13 protein-coding genes are annotated in these 13,293 nt (G+C 35.1%); 3 read left to right on the forward strand and 10 right to left on the reverse strand.

What is annotated here, in order from left to right; translation table 11 throughout:
• Nucleotides 1-2: 2 nt before the first annotated feature.
• The 10 genes from SCA31_RS13270 to pdxA all read right to left on the reverse strand — a co-directional run bounded on the left by SCA31_RS13270 (nt 3) and on the right by pdxA (nt 10,464).
• A complete protein-coding gene (locus SCA31_RS13270) occupies nt 3-989 on the reverse strand; it encodes a hypothetical protein (protein ID WP_410697473.1) in 987 nt (328 codons plus the stop codon).
• 4 nt (nt 990-993) lie between these two features.
• The gene (locus SCA31_RS13275; RefSeq protein ID WP_410697474.1) at nt 994-1,740 is read right to left on the reverse strand and encodes a glycosyltransferase family 2 protein; all 747 of its coding nucleotides are present in this window, start codon (nt 1,738-1,740) and stop codon (nt 994-996) included.
• Between the two features lie 385 nt (nt 1,741-2,125).
• Complete coding sequence (gene rocD / locus SCA31_RS13280) at nt 2,126-3,376, reverse strand: ornithine--oxo-acid transaminase (protein WP_410697475.1); 1,251 nt, start codon at nt 3,374-3,376, stop codon at nt 2,126-2,128.
• Nucleotides 3,377-3,577: 201 nt separating this feature from the next.
• Nucleotides 3,578-4,468 (reverse strand): tyrosine-protein phosphatase, encoded by an 891-nt coding sequence (locus SCA31_RS13285; protein WP_410697476.1) that lies wholly within the window; start codon nt 4,466-4,468, stop codon nt 3,578-3,580.
• A gap of 543 nt (nt 4,469-5,011) precedes the next feature.
• Nucleotides 5,012-6,043, reverse strand: coding sequence for an MAC/perforin domain-containing protein (locus tag SCA31_RS13290; RefSeq protein ID WP_410697477.1), 1,032 nt, complete (start codon nt 6,041-6,043; stop codon nt 5,012-5,014).
• A gap of 383 nt (nt 6,044-6,426) precedes the next feature.
• A complete protein-coding gene (gene accC, locus SCA31_RS13295; RefSeq protein WP_410697478.1) occupies nt 6,427-7,782 on the reverse strand; it encodes an acetyl-CoA carboxylase biotin carboxylase subunit in 1,356 nt (451 codons plus the stop codon).
• A 91-nt stretch (nt 7,783-7,873) separates the two neighbouring features.
• Nucleotides 7,874-8,353, reverse strand: coding sequence for an acetyl-CoA carboxylase biotin carboxyl carrier protein (gene accB, locus SCA31_RS13300; RefSeq protein ID WP_410697479.1), 480 nt, complete (start codon nt 8,351-8,353; stop codon nt 7,874-7,876).
• 127 nt (nt 8,354-8,480) lie between these two features.
• Entirely contained in the window at nt 8,481-8,684 is a 204-nt protein-coding gene (rpmF, locus tag SCA31_RS13305) for a 50S ribosomal protein L32 (RefSeq protein WP_007843326.1), read from the reverse strand.
• Nucleotides 8,685-8,751: 67 nt separating this feature from the next.
• A complete protein-coding gene (locus SCA31_RS13310; protein WP_410697480.1) occupies nt 8,752-9,288 on the reverse strand; it encodes a YceD family protein in 537 nt (178 codons plus the stop codon).
• Between the two features lie 84 nt (nt 9,289-9,372).
• Nucleotides 9,373-10,464: a 4-hydroxythreonine-4-phosphate dehydrogenase PdxA gene (pdxA, locus tag SCA31_RS13315; protein WP_410697481.1), complete on the reverse strand. Its 1,092-nt coding sequence runs from the start codon at nt 10,462-10,464 to the stop codon at nt 9,373-9,375.
• Between the two features lie 48 nt (nt 10,465-10,512).
• On the opposite strand from pdxA, the gene SCA31_RS13320 reads away from it, so the two are divergent.
• From SCA31_RS13320 to SCA31_RS13330, 3 genes are read left to right on the forward strand one after another with little or no spacing between them, the layout of a single operon-like run.
• On the forward strand, nt 10,513-11,097 hold the full coding sequence (locus SCA31_RS13320; protein ID WP_410697482.1) for a riboflavin synthase: 585 nt from the start codon (nt 10,513-10,515) through the stop codon (nt 11,095-11,097).
• A 1-nt stretch (nt 11,098) separates the two neighbouring features.
• On the forward strand, nt 11,099-12,553 hold the full coding sequence (locus SCA31_RS13325) for an ATP-binding protein (protein WP_410697483.1): 1,455 nt from the start codon (nt 11,099-11,101) through the stop codon (nt 12,551-12,553).
• Nucleotides 12,553-13,260, forward strand: a complete 708-nt coding sequence (locus SCA31_RS13330) for a tRNA1(Val) (adenine(37)-N6)-methyltransferase (RefSeq protein WP_410697484.1) — start codon at nt 12,553-12,555, stop codon at nt 13,258-13,260. Before SCA31_RS13325 ends, SCA31_RS13330 begins: the two co-directional genes overlap by 1 nt.
• Nucleotides 13,261-13,293 lie beyond the last annotated feature (33 nt).

The following is a 13,293-nucleotide window of genomic DNA, read 5'->3' on the forward strand; positions in this document are numbered from 1 at the left end:
CGTTAGCTTTTATTTTCTAATCCAAAAACCTTGTTTACCCAGCTGTCCAATGTATATCTTTCATAGATATCCTCCGGAATTCTTTGATAAGGGCTTTCAAAAAAAGATCTGTCAAGATTAGTGATATTTTTATTTAAAATCAAAATGTTATTCGGATTGTAAAAATCATAGGTTTTAATAGATTCATTATCTGTGATGATTTTCTTTTCCAAAGACATGGCTTCAAATACCCTGAAGCTTAAGCCATATTGGCCCTCGCGCATCAGATCAAGCAAAACCCTGGAGTTTTTATAATATTTTGGAAGATCGTTATGCGGAATCTTTTTGATGCTGAAGATCAGGAAAAGGTTTTTGGGGATCTTGATAAATATATTGGTCAACTGATGTCTCCATGATTTCTTTCCAATTACCATAATCTGGAATTTTAACTCCAGATCTATGAGTTTTTTTGCCAATAATTTTACCAATGAAACCCTTCTGCTATCATAAGATGTGATGTAGAAAAGATCCATTTCAGGATTTTGGTTTTCCGTTGGAGTATAGGGTAGATAAATGTAATTGGTTATTTTTTCAAAACCATGTTGCTTTACATCTGCAATATCAAAGGAGAATATCTTATCAAAAAGATATAATTTGTCTTCTACAGGTACTCTTTCAAGATTATCATAAAGATAAGTGATCAGTCTGTCTGTATATTTTCTGATCTTTTCAAGAGTGGAAAGATCAAAGGTATCCGGATTTAAAACCAATATCTGGTCCTGATGTCCTAGTTTTGCTAGGGAATCAAGAACATATTTTTGTCTTTTTTCTGTCTTAAGGTTCTTGTTTAAAAAAGTCTTGCTTAAGGCATTTACAGCCCTTTCGTTAAAGTTGGAATGGGTTACGGTACTTATTTTTATATGATGGGACTCAATACCTCGTTTGCATAGTGCTTCAACAATATACTTATCATAATCCCAGAAGTCATAACTAATGATACAAATCTTCATTCAACTAATTTTGCTCTTTTTTTAATGATTCATAGGTTTCAAACACACTTAAGGATTGCAGATAGGAAAGCTGATAGCCCTCTTTTCCGTCTAGAATACCAAGTCTCATTATATAGGCTTTAAAAAATTTAAAAACAGTTTTAAGATATTGAACCAAAACACTGTACTTTTTCCCTTTTGCAGCCAGTTCTTTACCCTTTAATATTCCGTAATGAATCATTTTCTTTTTGTAGGATTCATAATCTGAAACGGAGTAATGTAATAATTTATTTTTTAAAATCCCAATGCTTCCGTTTACCTCAAGTGTTTCATGCACCTTTTTGCCGGCCATATATCTTGCCTTCGATTTTCTGAAAAGTCTGAAGTTTTTATCAGATTGAGTTCCTGAGAAATGTATCGGTTTTTGGGCAAAAAAGAATTTCCTGTAAAAATAATAAGCATCTTTTTGCTCGGGTTTGTTCAATTCATCTATAATCTCTTGCTTCAGAGCGGGAGTAATTCTTTCATCTCCGTCCAGAAACAAAACCCAATCATGAGTTGCAGCATCCAGGGCAAGATTTCTTTGCTTTGTAAAGTCCTCAAATTTGTTTTGAATGACCTTTACATTAGGGGATTTTTTTGCAATATCTACAGTTTTGTCCGTACTGAATGAGTCTATTATGATTATCTCATCACAGAAATCGAAACATTCCAGGACTTCCTGTACATTTTTTTCTTCATTGTATGTTATGATTAAACCACTTATTTTCATCACAACGTATTGTTAGACAGAGATGTAATTACAATCTCGTTTAATATCATTTTTAGTCAATTTTTATCTGTCAAAGATAAGTTTTAATTTGAATTTTATAGACGGGTTCTAGCCATTTATATCCATTCTATATATCCTTTATAAATATAATATAGGGAAATAAATCCAATTTATTATAATTTATAATGCAAATTCGAGTCCTAAATTTCGTTATAGTAAGAATATCATTTTTTTAACATGAGTTTAACGTAATTCAATCGGGATTTTATATTCTTGCGTTGGATATATAAAGTATGGGTATGATCTTTAGCAAACCATACCCATATTTTTTATGATTCAACAATTAAAATGTTGTTGCCCATTTTATGTTTTGAGAAGAAAATTCTTATTTATTATATTCAAGAATAGTCTTTTCGATAATTTTTACACAATCTAGTAATTGCTCTTCAGTAATTACCAATGGTGGTGCCAATCGGATGATGTTACCATGGGTTGGTTTTGCCAATAATCCATTTTCCTTTAATTGTAAGCAAAGATTCCATGCCGTGGAACTGTCCGGGGTATCGTTGATCAAAATGGCATTTAAAAGTCCCTTTCCTCTTACCTTTGTGATAAGATCTGTTTTTTCAATTAGCTTTTCAATTTCAGCTCTGAATAATTGTCCAAGTTGTTCTGCTCTTTCGGAAAGTTTTTCATCTGCAACAACATCTAATGCTGCTACAGCTACAGCGCAGGCAATTGGGTTTCCGCCAAATGTAGAACCATGTTGTCCAGGCTTGATGACATTCATGATTTCATCATTTGCCAATACTGCTGATACGGGATACATTCCCCCTGAAAGAGCTTTTCCTAGAATTAAGATATCAGGTTGTACATTTTCATGATGACAAGCAATGAGTTTACCTGTTCTTGCAATACCTGTCTGAACTTCATCAGCAATGAAAAGAACGTTGTACTTTTTACACAGTTCAGAAGCATTTTTAAGGAAATTTTCATCAGGAACATATACTCCGGCTTCTCCTTGAATAGGTTCTACTAAGAATGCTGCAATATTTCCAGCTTCTCTGCTTAGAACTTCTTCCAATGCTGCAATATCATTGTATGGAATTTTAATAAATCCTGGAGTAAAAGGCCCATAGTTTTGATTAGCATCAGGATCATTGGAAAAAGAAACAATAGTTGTGGTTCTTCCGTGGAAGTTATTTTCACAAACGATGATCTTTGCGGCATTTTCTGAAATACCCTTTACTTCGTAGCTCCATTTTCTGGCAAGTTTTACAGCCGTTTCTACTGCCTCAGCTCCGGAATTCATTGGTAAAACCTTATCAAACCCGAAAAGAGTCGTTATTTTTTGCTCATATTCTCCTAACTTGGAGTTGTAGAATGCTCTTGAAGTTAAAGCTAGCTTCTGAGCCTGCTCTACCAATGCTCCTACAATTCTAGGATGAGAGTGGCCCTGGTTCACAGCAGAATATGCTGAAAGAAAATCATAGTACCTGTTGCCCTCTACATCCCAAACGAAAACACCTTCGCCACGGTCCAGAACTACTGGAAGAGGGTGGTAGTTGTGTGCTCCATGTTTGTCTTCAAGGTCAATAAAATACTGTGAGTTTTTTGTTTGTTCTGCTGTTGACATATGTTTGGTTTTTTACAAATTTAAGCATTATTAATGAGATGCAGGAACAAAAACGTAATGCAGTACACGGGTGTAATTAAAGTGTATTTTAAGGTTGTGCTATGCCGTTTTAGAAAATATTTCTTGAGCATCTCAGCAGTTGCAGGTTTTATATCTTTAGAACTTGAATTTTTTTGTTTTGCTGTTTTTAAAGTAAATTTTTTATTGAGGAAGAAGATTCTTTTTAATTTTCTCCTGTGTGGCTTTGTCAATATTCAGTCCTTTTTCAAAATAATTTTCTATTGAACCATAATTGTTTTGAACGGCCGTAAAAGCAGCATCAAGGTACTCTTTTTTCACGCCCAAAATATCGAGGATAATATTTTTTTCTCCGCCAGCGGATACAAAGCTTTCGATTTCTTTTTTGTATGCAGGAACTAAGTAGGTATTTGAATCTAGATAATTGCTGTAAATCTGATCTTTAGGAGTTCCTAGCAAGCTCAAAAGAGAGGCGGCAGCCCAGCCTGTTCTGTCTTTTCCAGCCGTGCAGTGAAAAAGAGCGGGTAGATTTTTCTCATCGGCTAGGGAGAGGAAAAAATCATGATAGGCTTTTTTAGCACTTGGCAATACTATAAGGTCCACATAAATTTGTTTAAATAGTTCAACGGCTTTACCGTTGCCCAGGGCCTTATTAACTTCTATAGGATTTTGTAATGTTTTTCCTAATGTGGCAGCACCTACAGTACTGGCATCTGCTAAGACATTCAGCCAGACTTCTTTTACGTTTCCAGGAATTTGATCCGGAAATTCTGATCTTTCTGCGGCTGTCCTTAAATCGTAAACGGTTTTTAAATGCAGAGCATCTATTTTCGATTCATCTTTTGTAGAAATTGGATTCAGCTGGTTGGAGCGGTATAGCAGATCTGTTTTTATTTTTTGGCCGTCTGCTGTATCGTAGCCGCCCAAATCTCTGAGATTAGGGATAGACGGGATGTTAAGATTAGCTCCTGCAATGATTGTATGTGTGGGTTCTGTTTTTACTGTTTTGTTGCAACCTGAAATTGGGATCATCATTAATAATATAATAGTTTTTTTAATACGGTTTTTTTTCATCATATTGTTTTTAAAAGCAGAGTTTACTTCGTTTACTCACATTCCGTTTTTCTCTTCTATGCCTACGAATTTACAATATTATGGGCGGGTATTAAGTGTTTCTAAATCATTTACATTATATTGTTTAAAGAGATTGATAATTTACTTTTATTGTTTTAAAAAGAAAAAAGAAAAAAATGTAAATTGATTCTTTTTTTTCATCGTTGCTTCAGATCAAAGCAGAGAATCTCCATTTTATTACGCGGATTATTTAGATAGTAGAGCATCAAACGTTGAAGTTTTATATGATAGCATTTAAAATTTTGGAAGAGATTATTCAATTGTATTTTTTTAACTGCAATTTCGCCTACAATATTCCTCAAGGATGTTTTCTCAGTGAGGTAAACTAAAATATAGAAAACTGAAGACCTTACAAAGTGTTTTCCCTGTTTTGAAGATGAAACGGGGAAAGTAGTGAAAAATGGTGTAAAATTTTTTGATATAATAAATAGGGCTGTTTCACATGTGAAACAGCCCTATTTATTATATCAAAATTGATTAATCTTAATGAGATGCTAAAAGTACCTGGTTGCTTGTTAAGTACTGATCAACATATGATTTTATTTGAGCCTTTTTTGACGGATCTTTTATTAAATCATAAATCAATACCAAACCATTAGTTCCGAAATCTACCAGTACAGAATTGTCTTTTGTAGAAGTACTTTGCCAGTCGGAAATATTAATTTTAGAATTGGGCTGATCAAGATTGAACATTTTTGCAAAACCTTTCGATTTGTCTCCACCTCTTGTAACACAATATAACTTTTTAGAATAATTTTTAGAAGCCTCCTGTAGATCTGTATCATTTGATACATTTGAGTTCAAAGTGTTAATAACTGTCATTACCCCTGCTCTGGCAGCACGTTCACGATCAGGATTGGTTGTTTGAGCCTGAAAGATCATATCTATTTTAGCACCTGTGTAAATATCTACTGTAACGTGTGTTCCGTAATCACGAACAATTTGTTCCGGGGTTTTAGACTGGATGTCTTGTAAGAAACCTTGAGTCACATAATTACTAAGCATATCCGGGGTAGCATTTAGACGATATCTTTTTTGCTTAATAAGAAGATTGTAATTTCCATAAATATATTTAGCATCAAAAAGGGTAGAGCTACTTGTCGTAGCAGAGTTGATTATACTAGATAATGTTTTTCCATAAAGCTGCATTTGCTCTGTAGCGCCTACTTTGTTTGAAATCACTTTTGAGAAAGCGGCAGCATCCGCACCATATTCCTCTGAATACTCCTGAGATAATGTATTTTCATCTAGTAATCTTGCTCCTTGTTCTGCTTTGAATAGATCAATGTTGATTACTTTAGAACCTGTAGCATTAGCGTTTGCATACTCTCCAGTTACATTGTAGCCATATCCAAGGGCATTATAGGCTCCGAATTCTTTATTACTTTCAGGTAATTTTAGATTCTCACTGGCAGGGTTTTGAGTTTGTGTTTCAACAAGGGTTTCATCATTTGAACATGATGATGTAGACAGCATAAGTAAAGCACTCATGCATAATAAAATTTGCTTTTTCATAGTTATCAAAATAATTTTTACCAAAAATAGAAGTAAATCAAAAATGCGGGAAATAATACGGTGTGATAAAAGTCATGATTAGTGATTTTACAGGCAATATTTAAGGTAAAAGAGTGTTCCCAAAAAATTAATTTCAAACCTTTCTTTAAAATAAGTTTAGTAGCAGGTATTTTTCTAAGAGAGAAAGTGATATATAATTACGGAAAGATCAGCTTTTCGCTTTGTTTAGATAAGGTTATCATAGTAGATATATAGATAAGCACAGTTTTGCAATCAGGATGTACGTCAAAATATTTTCAGCATACTATTTCATGATTAGGTATATAGAAAAATAAAAAACTGCCTCAAAAGAGGCAGTTTAAAGTCTTTATTTTAAAATAATCTTAGTGATTATCATATTTTCTATCCATTACAAAATCCTCCATGAACTTTGTCGTATAGTTTCCTGCAAGATAATCCTCATTATCCATCAGTTGTCTGTGGAAAGGAATAGTAGTTTTTACCCCCTCAATATAGAACTCCTCCAGAGCACGTCTCATTTTTGCAATAGCTTCCTCACGGGTTTGAGCCGTAGTAATAAGTTTAGCAATCATAGAGTCGTAGTTGGAAGGGATTGTATATCCGGAGTAAACGTGAGTGTCTACTCTGATTCCGTGTCCACCAGGAATGTTTAATCCTGTAATTTTCCCTGGAGATGGTCTGAAGTCTGCGTACGGATCTTCTGCGTTGATTCTACATTCAATTGAATGTAATTTCGGGTAATAGTTGATTCCTGAAATAGGAGTTCCTGCAGCAAGAAGAATCTGTTCTCTGATAAGGTCATAATCAATTACCTGTTCAGTAATAGGGTGTTCTACCTGGATTCTTGTATTCATTTCCATGAAATAGAAATTTCTGTGCTTGTCTACAAGGAATTCAATAGTTCCTACACCTTCATATCCAATGAATTCAGCAGCTTTTACAGCGGCATTTCCCATTTTCTCACGAAGTTCATCTGTCATGAATGGAGATGGAGTTTCTTCAGTTAGTTTCTGGTTTCTTCTTTGTACAGAGCAGTCTCTTTCAGAAAGGTGGCAAGCTTTACCAAATTGGTCACCTGCAACCTGAATTTCAATGTGTCTAGGCTCTTCAATCAGTTTTTCCATGTACATACCTCCGTTTCCAAAAGCAGCCACAGCTTCCTGAATTGCAGATTCCCAGTGATCTTTAAGGTCTTCAGCTTTCCATACAGCTCTCATCCCTTTACCACCACCACCTGCAGTTGCCTTAATCATTACCGGATATCCGGTTTCTTCAGCAACTTTTACAGCGTGTTCGTAAGATTCGATCAGACCGTCAGAACCAGGTACGCATGGTACACCAGCAGCTTTCATGGTAGCTTTAGCGTTTGCTTTATCTCCCATTTTCTCAATCTGTTCAGGAGAAGCACCAATAAATTTGATACCGTTCTTTTCGCAGATTCTTGAGAAGTTAGCGTTTTCAGATAAGAATCCATAACCTGGGTGAATTGCATCAGCATTGGTAATTTCCGCAGCAGCAATAATGTTAGGGATTTTAAGGTATGAGTCTTTGCTCATTGCAGGACCAATACAAACAGCTTCATCAGCAAATCTCACGTGAAGACTGTCTTTATCAGCAGTAGAGTATACCGCTACGGTTTTGATCCCCATTTCTTTACAAGTACGTAAAATACGCATTGCAATTTCGCCACGATTGGCTATTAATATTTTTTTGAACATCTTTTTAGATTTTAGGTAATAGGTAGTAGGTACTAGAAAATTAAGTCTGCAAAACATTTTTTATTCTGCAACCTAAAAACTGCAACCTAAATTAAGATGGATCTACTAGGAATAAAGGTTGGTCATATTCTACCGGAGTAGCATCATCAACTAGGATCTTAACGATTTTTCCGCTGATTTCAGACTCAATCTGGTTGAATAACTTCATTGCTTCAATAACGCAAACTACTTTACCTACAGAAACTTCATCACCTACATTTACAAATACATCTTTATCTGGAGATGGCTTTCTGTAGAAAGTACCGATCATTGGAGACTTGATTGTTACATATTTGCTATCATCAGATGCAGCTTCAGCTTTTTCAGATGGAGCAGCAGGAGTAGCAACAGGTGCGGGAGCAGCTACTGCTTGTGGAGCAGTGTGGTATACTGCAGGTTGTGCATAAACAGCATCGCTTCCAGCTAATGGAGTTTTAATAGTGATTTCGAAATCTTTAGTCTTGTACTTTACTTCTGAAACTTCAGCCTTAGATACAAACTTAATAAGATTCTGTATGTCTTTAATGTCCATAAATTTGATATTTGATTTTGCTTCAAAGATACCAAAAAAACGTAAAAAACAACAAAAAACCGCCAAATTTTATCAAAATTGGGCGGTTTTTGTATTAAAATGAGGCTTTTTCAATGAAAAGCGACTCTTAGTTTTCTTCAGTAGTAGCTACTTCTTTTTCCAATACTACTTTACCTCTGTAGTAAAGTTTTCCTTCATGCCAGTGAGCTCTGTGGTATAGGTGAAGCTCTCCTGTTGTTGCATCTTTAGCTAATTGAGGAACTACAGCTTTGTAGTGAGTTCTTCTCTTATCTCTTCTTGTGGACGACTGTCTTCTCTTTGGATGTGCCATTTTCTAATAACTTTTTTAATTGATGAGCGATGAGATTCATCATCTCATCATATTTAAATTATTCTATTTAATTATTGTCTCTTAATTTTCTTAATGCGTCCCATCTTGGATCGCTCTCATGTTCTTTTTCTTCCTCCTCAGCTTCCTCAATTTCTTTTGGGCTGAACTGATCAAGAATTTTTAGATCTTCTTCATTTATATTTGGTGATATTTTTTTCATCGGGATAGATAGCATTACATTTTCATATATCAAATGTGCTACATTGAAAGCATGATCCCCTGTAGGGATGGTAATGACATCTTCATTGCTGTCATCATACTCTTCTCCGAAATTCACCAAAATTTTGATTTCATTCTCAATAGGATAGTCAAAGTCTTCATTTGTGATGTCACAAACCAACTCGACCAAACCGTTTATTTTAATCTCAAATTCTAGAAAAGTAGTATGCTTATCGAGTAATACATTTACTATTATTCTAGGATTTGTAAAATCCTGTTCAGTGTCAAATAATTGAAAGAACGTTTTATCTATCTCAAACTTGAACTCGTGTTTTCCGTTTTTAAGTCCGGAAAAGCTTACGTCGTAGTTTCTTAACTTGTCCATAAAATGAGTGTGCAAAAATATGCATTTTTTTTATAATAACAAATAAAATCTAAAACAAATTACTTTAAAATTTGTTTCAACGATTTATGCTTCAGTTTCCTCAGGCAGATCTTCATCTATTCCATTATCTACAGCTACTTTTCTTGGCTGAAGACGGGTACTCATTAGTTCGCTGTATTCACTTCTGTTCTTGAAAATCTTAATAGCGGTGAAAATAGCTTCTGTAAAGCTCTGTTCATCGGCGATATTTTTCCCTGCAATGTCATAAGCTACTCCATGATCCGGAGATGTTCTGATAAAAGGAAGTCCTGCCGTATAATTTACTCCTTCCTCATAAGCCAGTGTTTTGAAAGGGGCTAATCCCTGATCATGGTACATGGCTAAAACGGCATCGAAGTTCTTGTATTTGTTCGGTTGGAAAAAACTATCTGCAGGAAAAGGGCCAAATGCCAATATTCCGTTGTCTGATAATTCCTGAATTGCTGGACTAATGATTTCAATTTCTTCATTTCCGATTACGCCACCGTCGCCTGCATGAGGGTTTAATCCCAATACGGCAATCTTAGGCTTCTGAACGCAGAAATCTTCGATCAAAGTTTGGTTAAGTGCCCTGATCTGTTTTTTTATTTTTTCCTTTGAAATATTCTCAGCAATCTGAGAAATAGGAATGTGGTGGGTGGAAACTGCTACTTTCAGATCTTCAGTTACCAGGAACATTAATCCTTTTTTGCTGAATTTTTCTTCAAAATATCCGGTATGTCCAGCATGCTTAAAGCCCATTTTCACCATTTCATCTTTGTTGATAGGAGCGGTTACAAGAACATCAATGTCTCCTTTCATCAAGGCTTCAGTAGCTGCTTCTAAAGAATCAATAGCCATTTTGGTAGACTCTTCAGTTGGAACACCAAGCTCTACGTTTACGTTTTCCTTTGTCAGGTTTACCATATTAAGTTTTCCTCCCTGGGCCTGCGAAGCTTCATTAACGTAGTTGAAATTAAGATTCAGCTTGAAAATATTTTTCTGATAAGTGAATAATTTCCCCGAACCAAAAATTACAGGTGTGAAAAAATCTGTAATGGTTTTGTCTTTCAGAGACTTCATGATGATCTCCGGACCGATGCCGTTGAAATCACCGATTGAAATTCCTACTCGTACTTTATGGTTTTTTGGGCTCATTTTGATTATCTTTGAAGATTATAATTTACAAATTTAGCAAAAAATAATATGTTCACAGGAATTATTGAAGCAGTTGGTGTTATTGAAAAGATTGAAGAAAAAGGAAGTAACATAGATTTCACCCTGACATGCCCTTTTACAAGCGAACTTAAAATTGATCAGAGCCTGGCACACAACGGATGCTGCCTTACTGTGGTTGAGATTAAAGACAAACAATATGTAGTAACAGCGATCAACGAAACATTGGAAAAAACCAATCTTGGAAAGTGGGAGTTGGGAACTGTTGTTAATCTTGAGCGTTGCATGAAGATGGATGGACGGTTAGATGGGCATATTGTTCAGGGGCACGTTGATAAAACCGGAGAGGTTGTGGGGATTGAAAACAAAGACGGAAGTTATTTCATTACAATGAAGTATGAGGAGGACGGAAGTTTTGTAACGGTACCTCAAGGCTCTATCACTGTAAACGGAATCAGTCTGACTGTTGCAAAAAGTGAAGATACACAGTTTTCCGTAGCCATTATTCCTTACACATGGGAATTTACCAATATGCAACACTTGAAAATTGGTGATAAAGTTAACCTTGAATTTGACATCATTGGTAAGTATATTGCTAGGTTAATTAAAAAGTAGGATGTCGATTAATAAATATAAAGGATATAGCTTAAGGAATCGGGTGTTTTTCGGTTTCTTACTGGTATGTTTTTTAAGTGTTGTGGCAACTTCACTTGTTCCTTATTTTGTTTTAAGGAATAACTCTCTGCAGCAGAGTAATATCGATATGCAGGAGAAAACCAATGCCGTCATGAGGTATCTGGATTACGCGGTAAGCCGAACGCTTGTAGAAACAAAAGATCTTCCGAAAGTCTTAGGGAATAAAATCTTTGAAATAGCAGATATCAATCAGCATGATATTGTTATTTATGATCTGAAAGGTAATTATGTCCTTTCCAATAAAGATGAAAGCCTGATTGACCAGAAGAGACTGCCAATAGAAATTATCAACAAGATTCTGGCTACAGATGCAAGAGTTGATATGACAAGGTATGATGCTGCTAAAGACGCTAAGCTTACCTCTTCCTATCTTCTGTTGAAAAACAATGAACTTGAGCCCATTGGTGTAGTCTATATTCCTTTATATCATAATGAATCTGCCTATCTTGATGTTCTTCATCAATATGTAAAATATATTCTTTTAGTAGATATCTTCCTTATTTTATTCAGTATCTGGATCAGCTGGGTGACTTCCAATAGTCTGGCAAAAACCATTACTAAGTTCTCTGATATGATTACCCGTATTACATTGTTTGAAAATGAAATGCGCCCTATCAGGTATTATAAAAATGATGAGTTGAATGCTTTGGCAAGGGCTTATAACAGAATGATTCTTCAGATTCAGGATCAAAAAGAGAGGTTGCGTTTCAAGGCTTCGGAAGAAGCATGGAGAGAAATGGCAAAACAAGTTGCCCATGAGGTGAAAAACCCATTGACTCCAATGAAGCTTACCATTCAGAATTTTGAAAGAAAATTTGATCCTGAAGATCCGAATATTAAAGAAAGAGTGAAGCAGATGAGTAAGACAATGGTGGATCAGATTGATCTGATTGCCACGGTGGCATCAGCTTTCTCAGAATTTGCTAAACTTCCTGAAAAAAATAATGAAGTCATCAATCTCAATACAGAGGTTGAAGATATTCTTCGCGTATTCAATGATGATAGTATCTTCATGCATGCGAATAAGAGTAATATTATGATTAATATGGATAGAATTTATCTTTCCAGAATCATTACAAATCTTGTTACCAATGCTAAGCAGGCAGAAAGTGATGAAAGAAAACTAATCATTAATGTAGATGTAGAGCAGCATCAGAGAAGAGTCATTGTTTCCGTTCAGGATAATGGAATCGGAATTCCTGAAAATATGTACGAAAGAATCTTTGAACCCAATTTTACTTCCAAAAATAGTGGAATGGGACTTGGCTTATCCATGGTAAGAAAGATGATTGAGGATTATAAAGGAGAAATTTCTGTGAAATCTGAGGTAGGAAAAGGATCAACATTTATTATTACATTACCTACTAACTTATAGTGAAGTCTTTTAAGTTTAAACAATTCGAAATTCTGCAGTCTAAAAACGTCTTCCGTGTAGGAACAGACGGGGTTTTGCTTGGTGCTTTAGCTGATGTTGAACATGCTTCCCGTGTTTTGGAGGTGGGAACGGGAACGGGATTAATTTCCTTAATGCTGGCACAAAGAAATGTACACGCCAGTTTTTTAGGTTTGGATATTAATGAAGAAGCTGCGATTCTTACCAGGATAAATTTTGAAAACTCACCTTTTTATGTAAGGTTGAATGTTGTTCATCAGGATTTTAAATCTTTTGATGCAGATAAAAAATTTGATCTGATCATCTCTAACCCACCTTATTTTGAAGAATCTGGATCTGAAAAAGATAAGATCGCGCGTCAGACGGTAGAGTTAAACTTTAGACAGCTAATTGAAAAGTCAGCAAAGCTTTTATCTGAAAATGGACTTTTCTCAGTGATTATTCCTGTTGAGGCAGGTGAGGTCTTTATTCTAATTGCAGAAGAAAACAATCTGTTTTTGAATCGTAGAGTGAATATCAAAGGTATTGAAAGTTCAAAGACAAAAAGGCTTATTCTGGAATTTTCTCCTACAGAAAAAAATCTTGAGGAGTCTGAATTTATTATAGAAAAAAGTCCGAGAATATACTCGGACCAATATTTTGAACTCACTAAGGAGTTTCATGTCTTTAAAAAAGAAAGTAGAAGCTAGAACGGTTGCTGTAGAACTTTCTAATCTCTATAT

The organism is Chryseobacterium sp. SIMBA_028 (assembly GCF_046535285.1).
GTDB lineage: Bacteria > Bacteroidota > Bacteroidia > Flavobacteriales > Weeksellaceae > Chryseobacterium.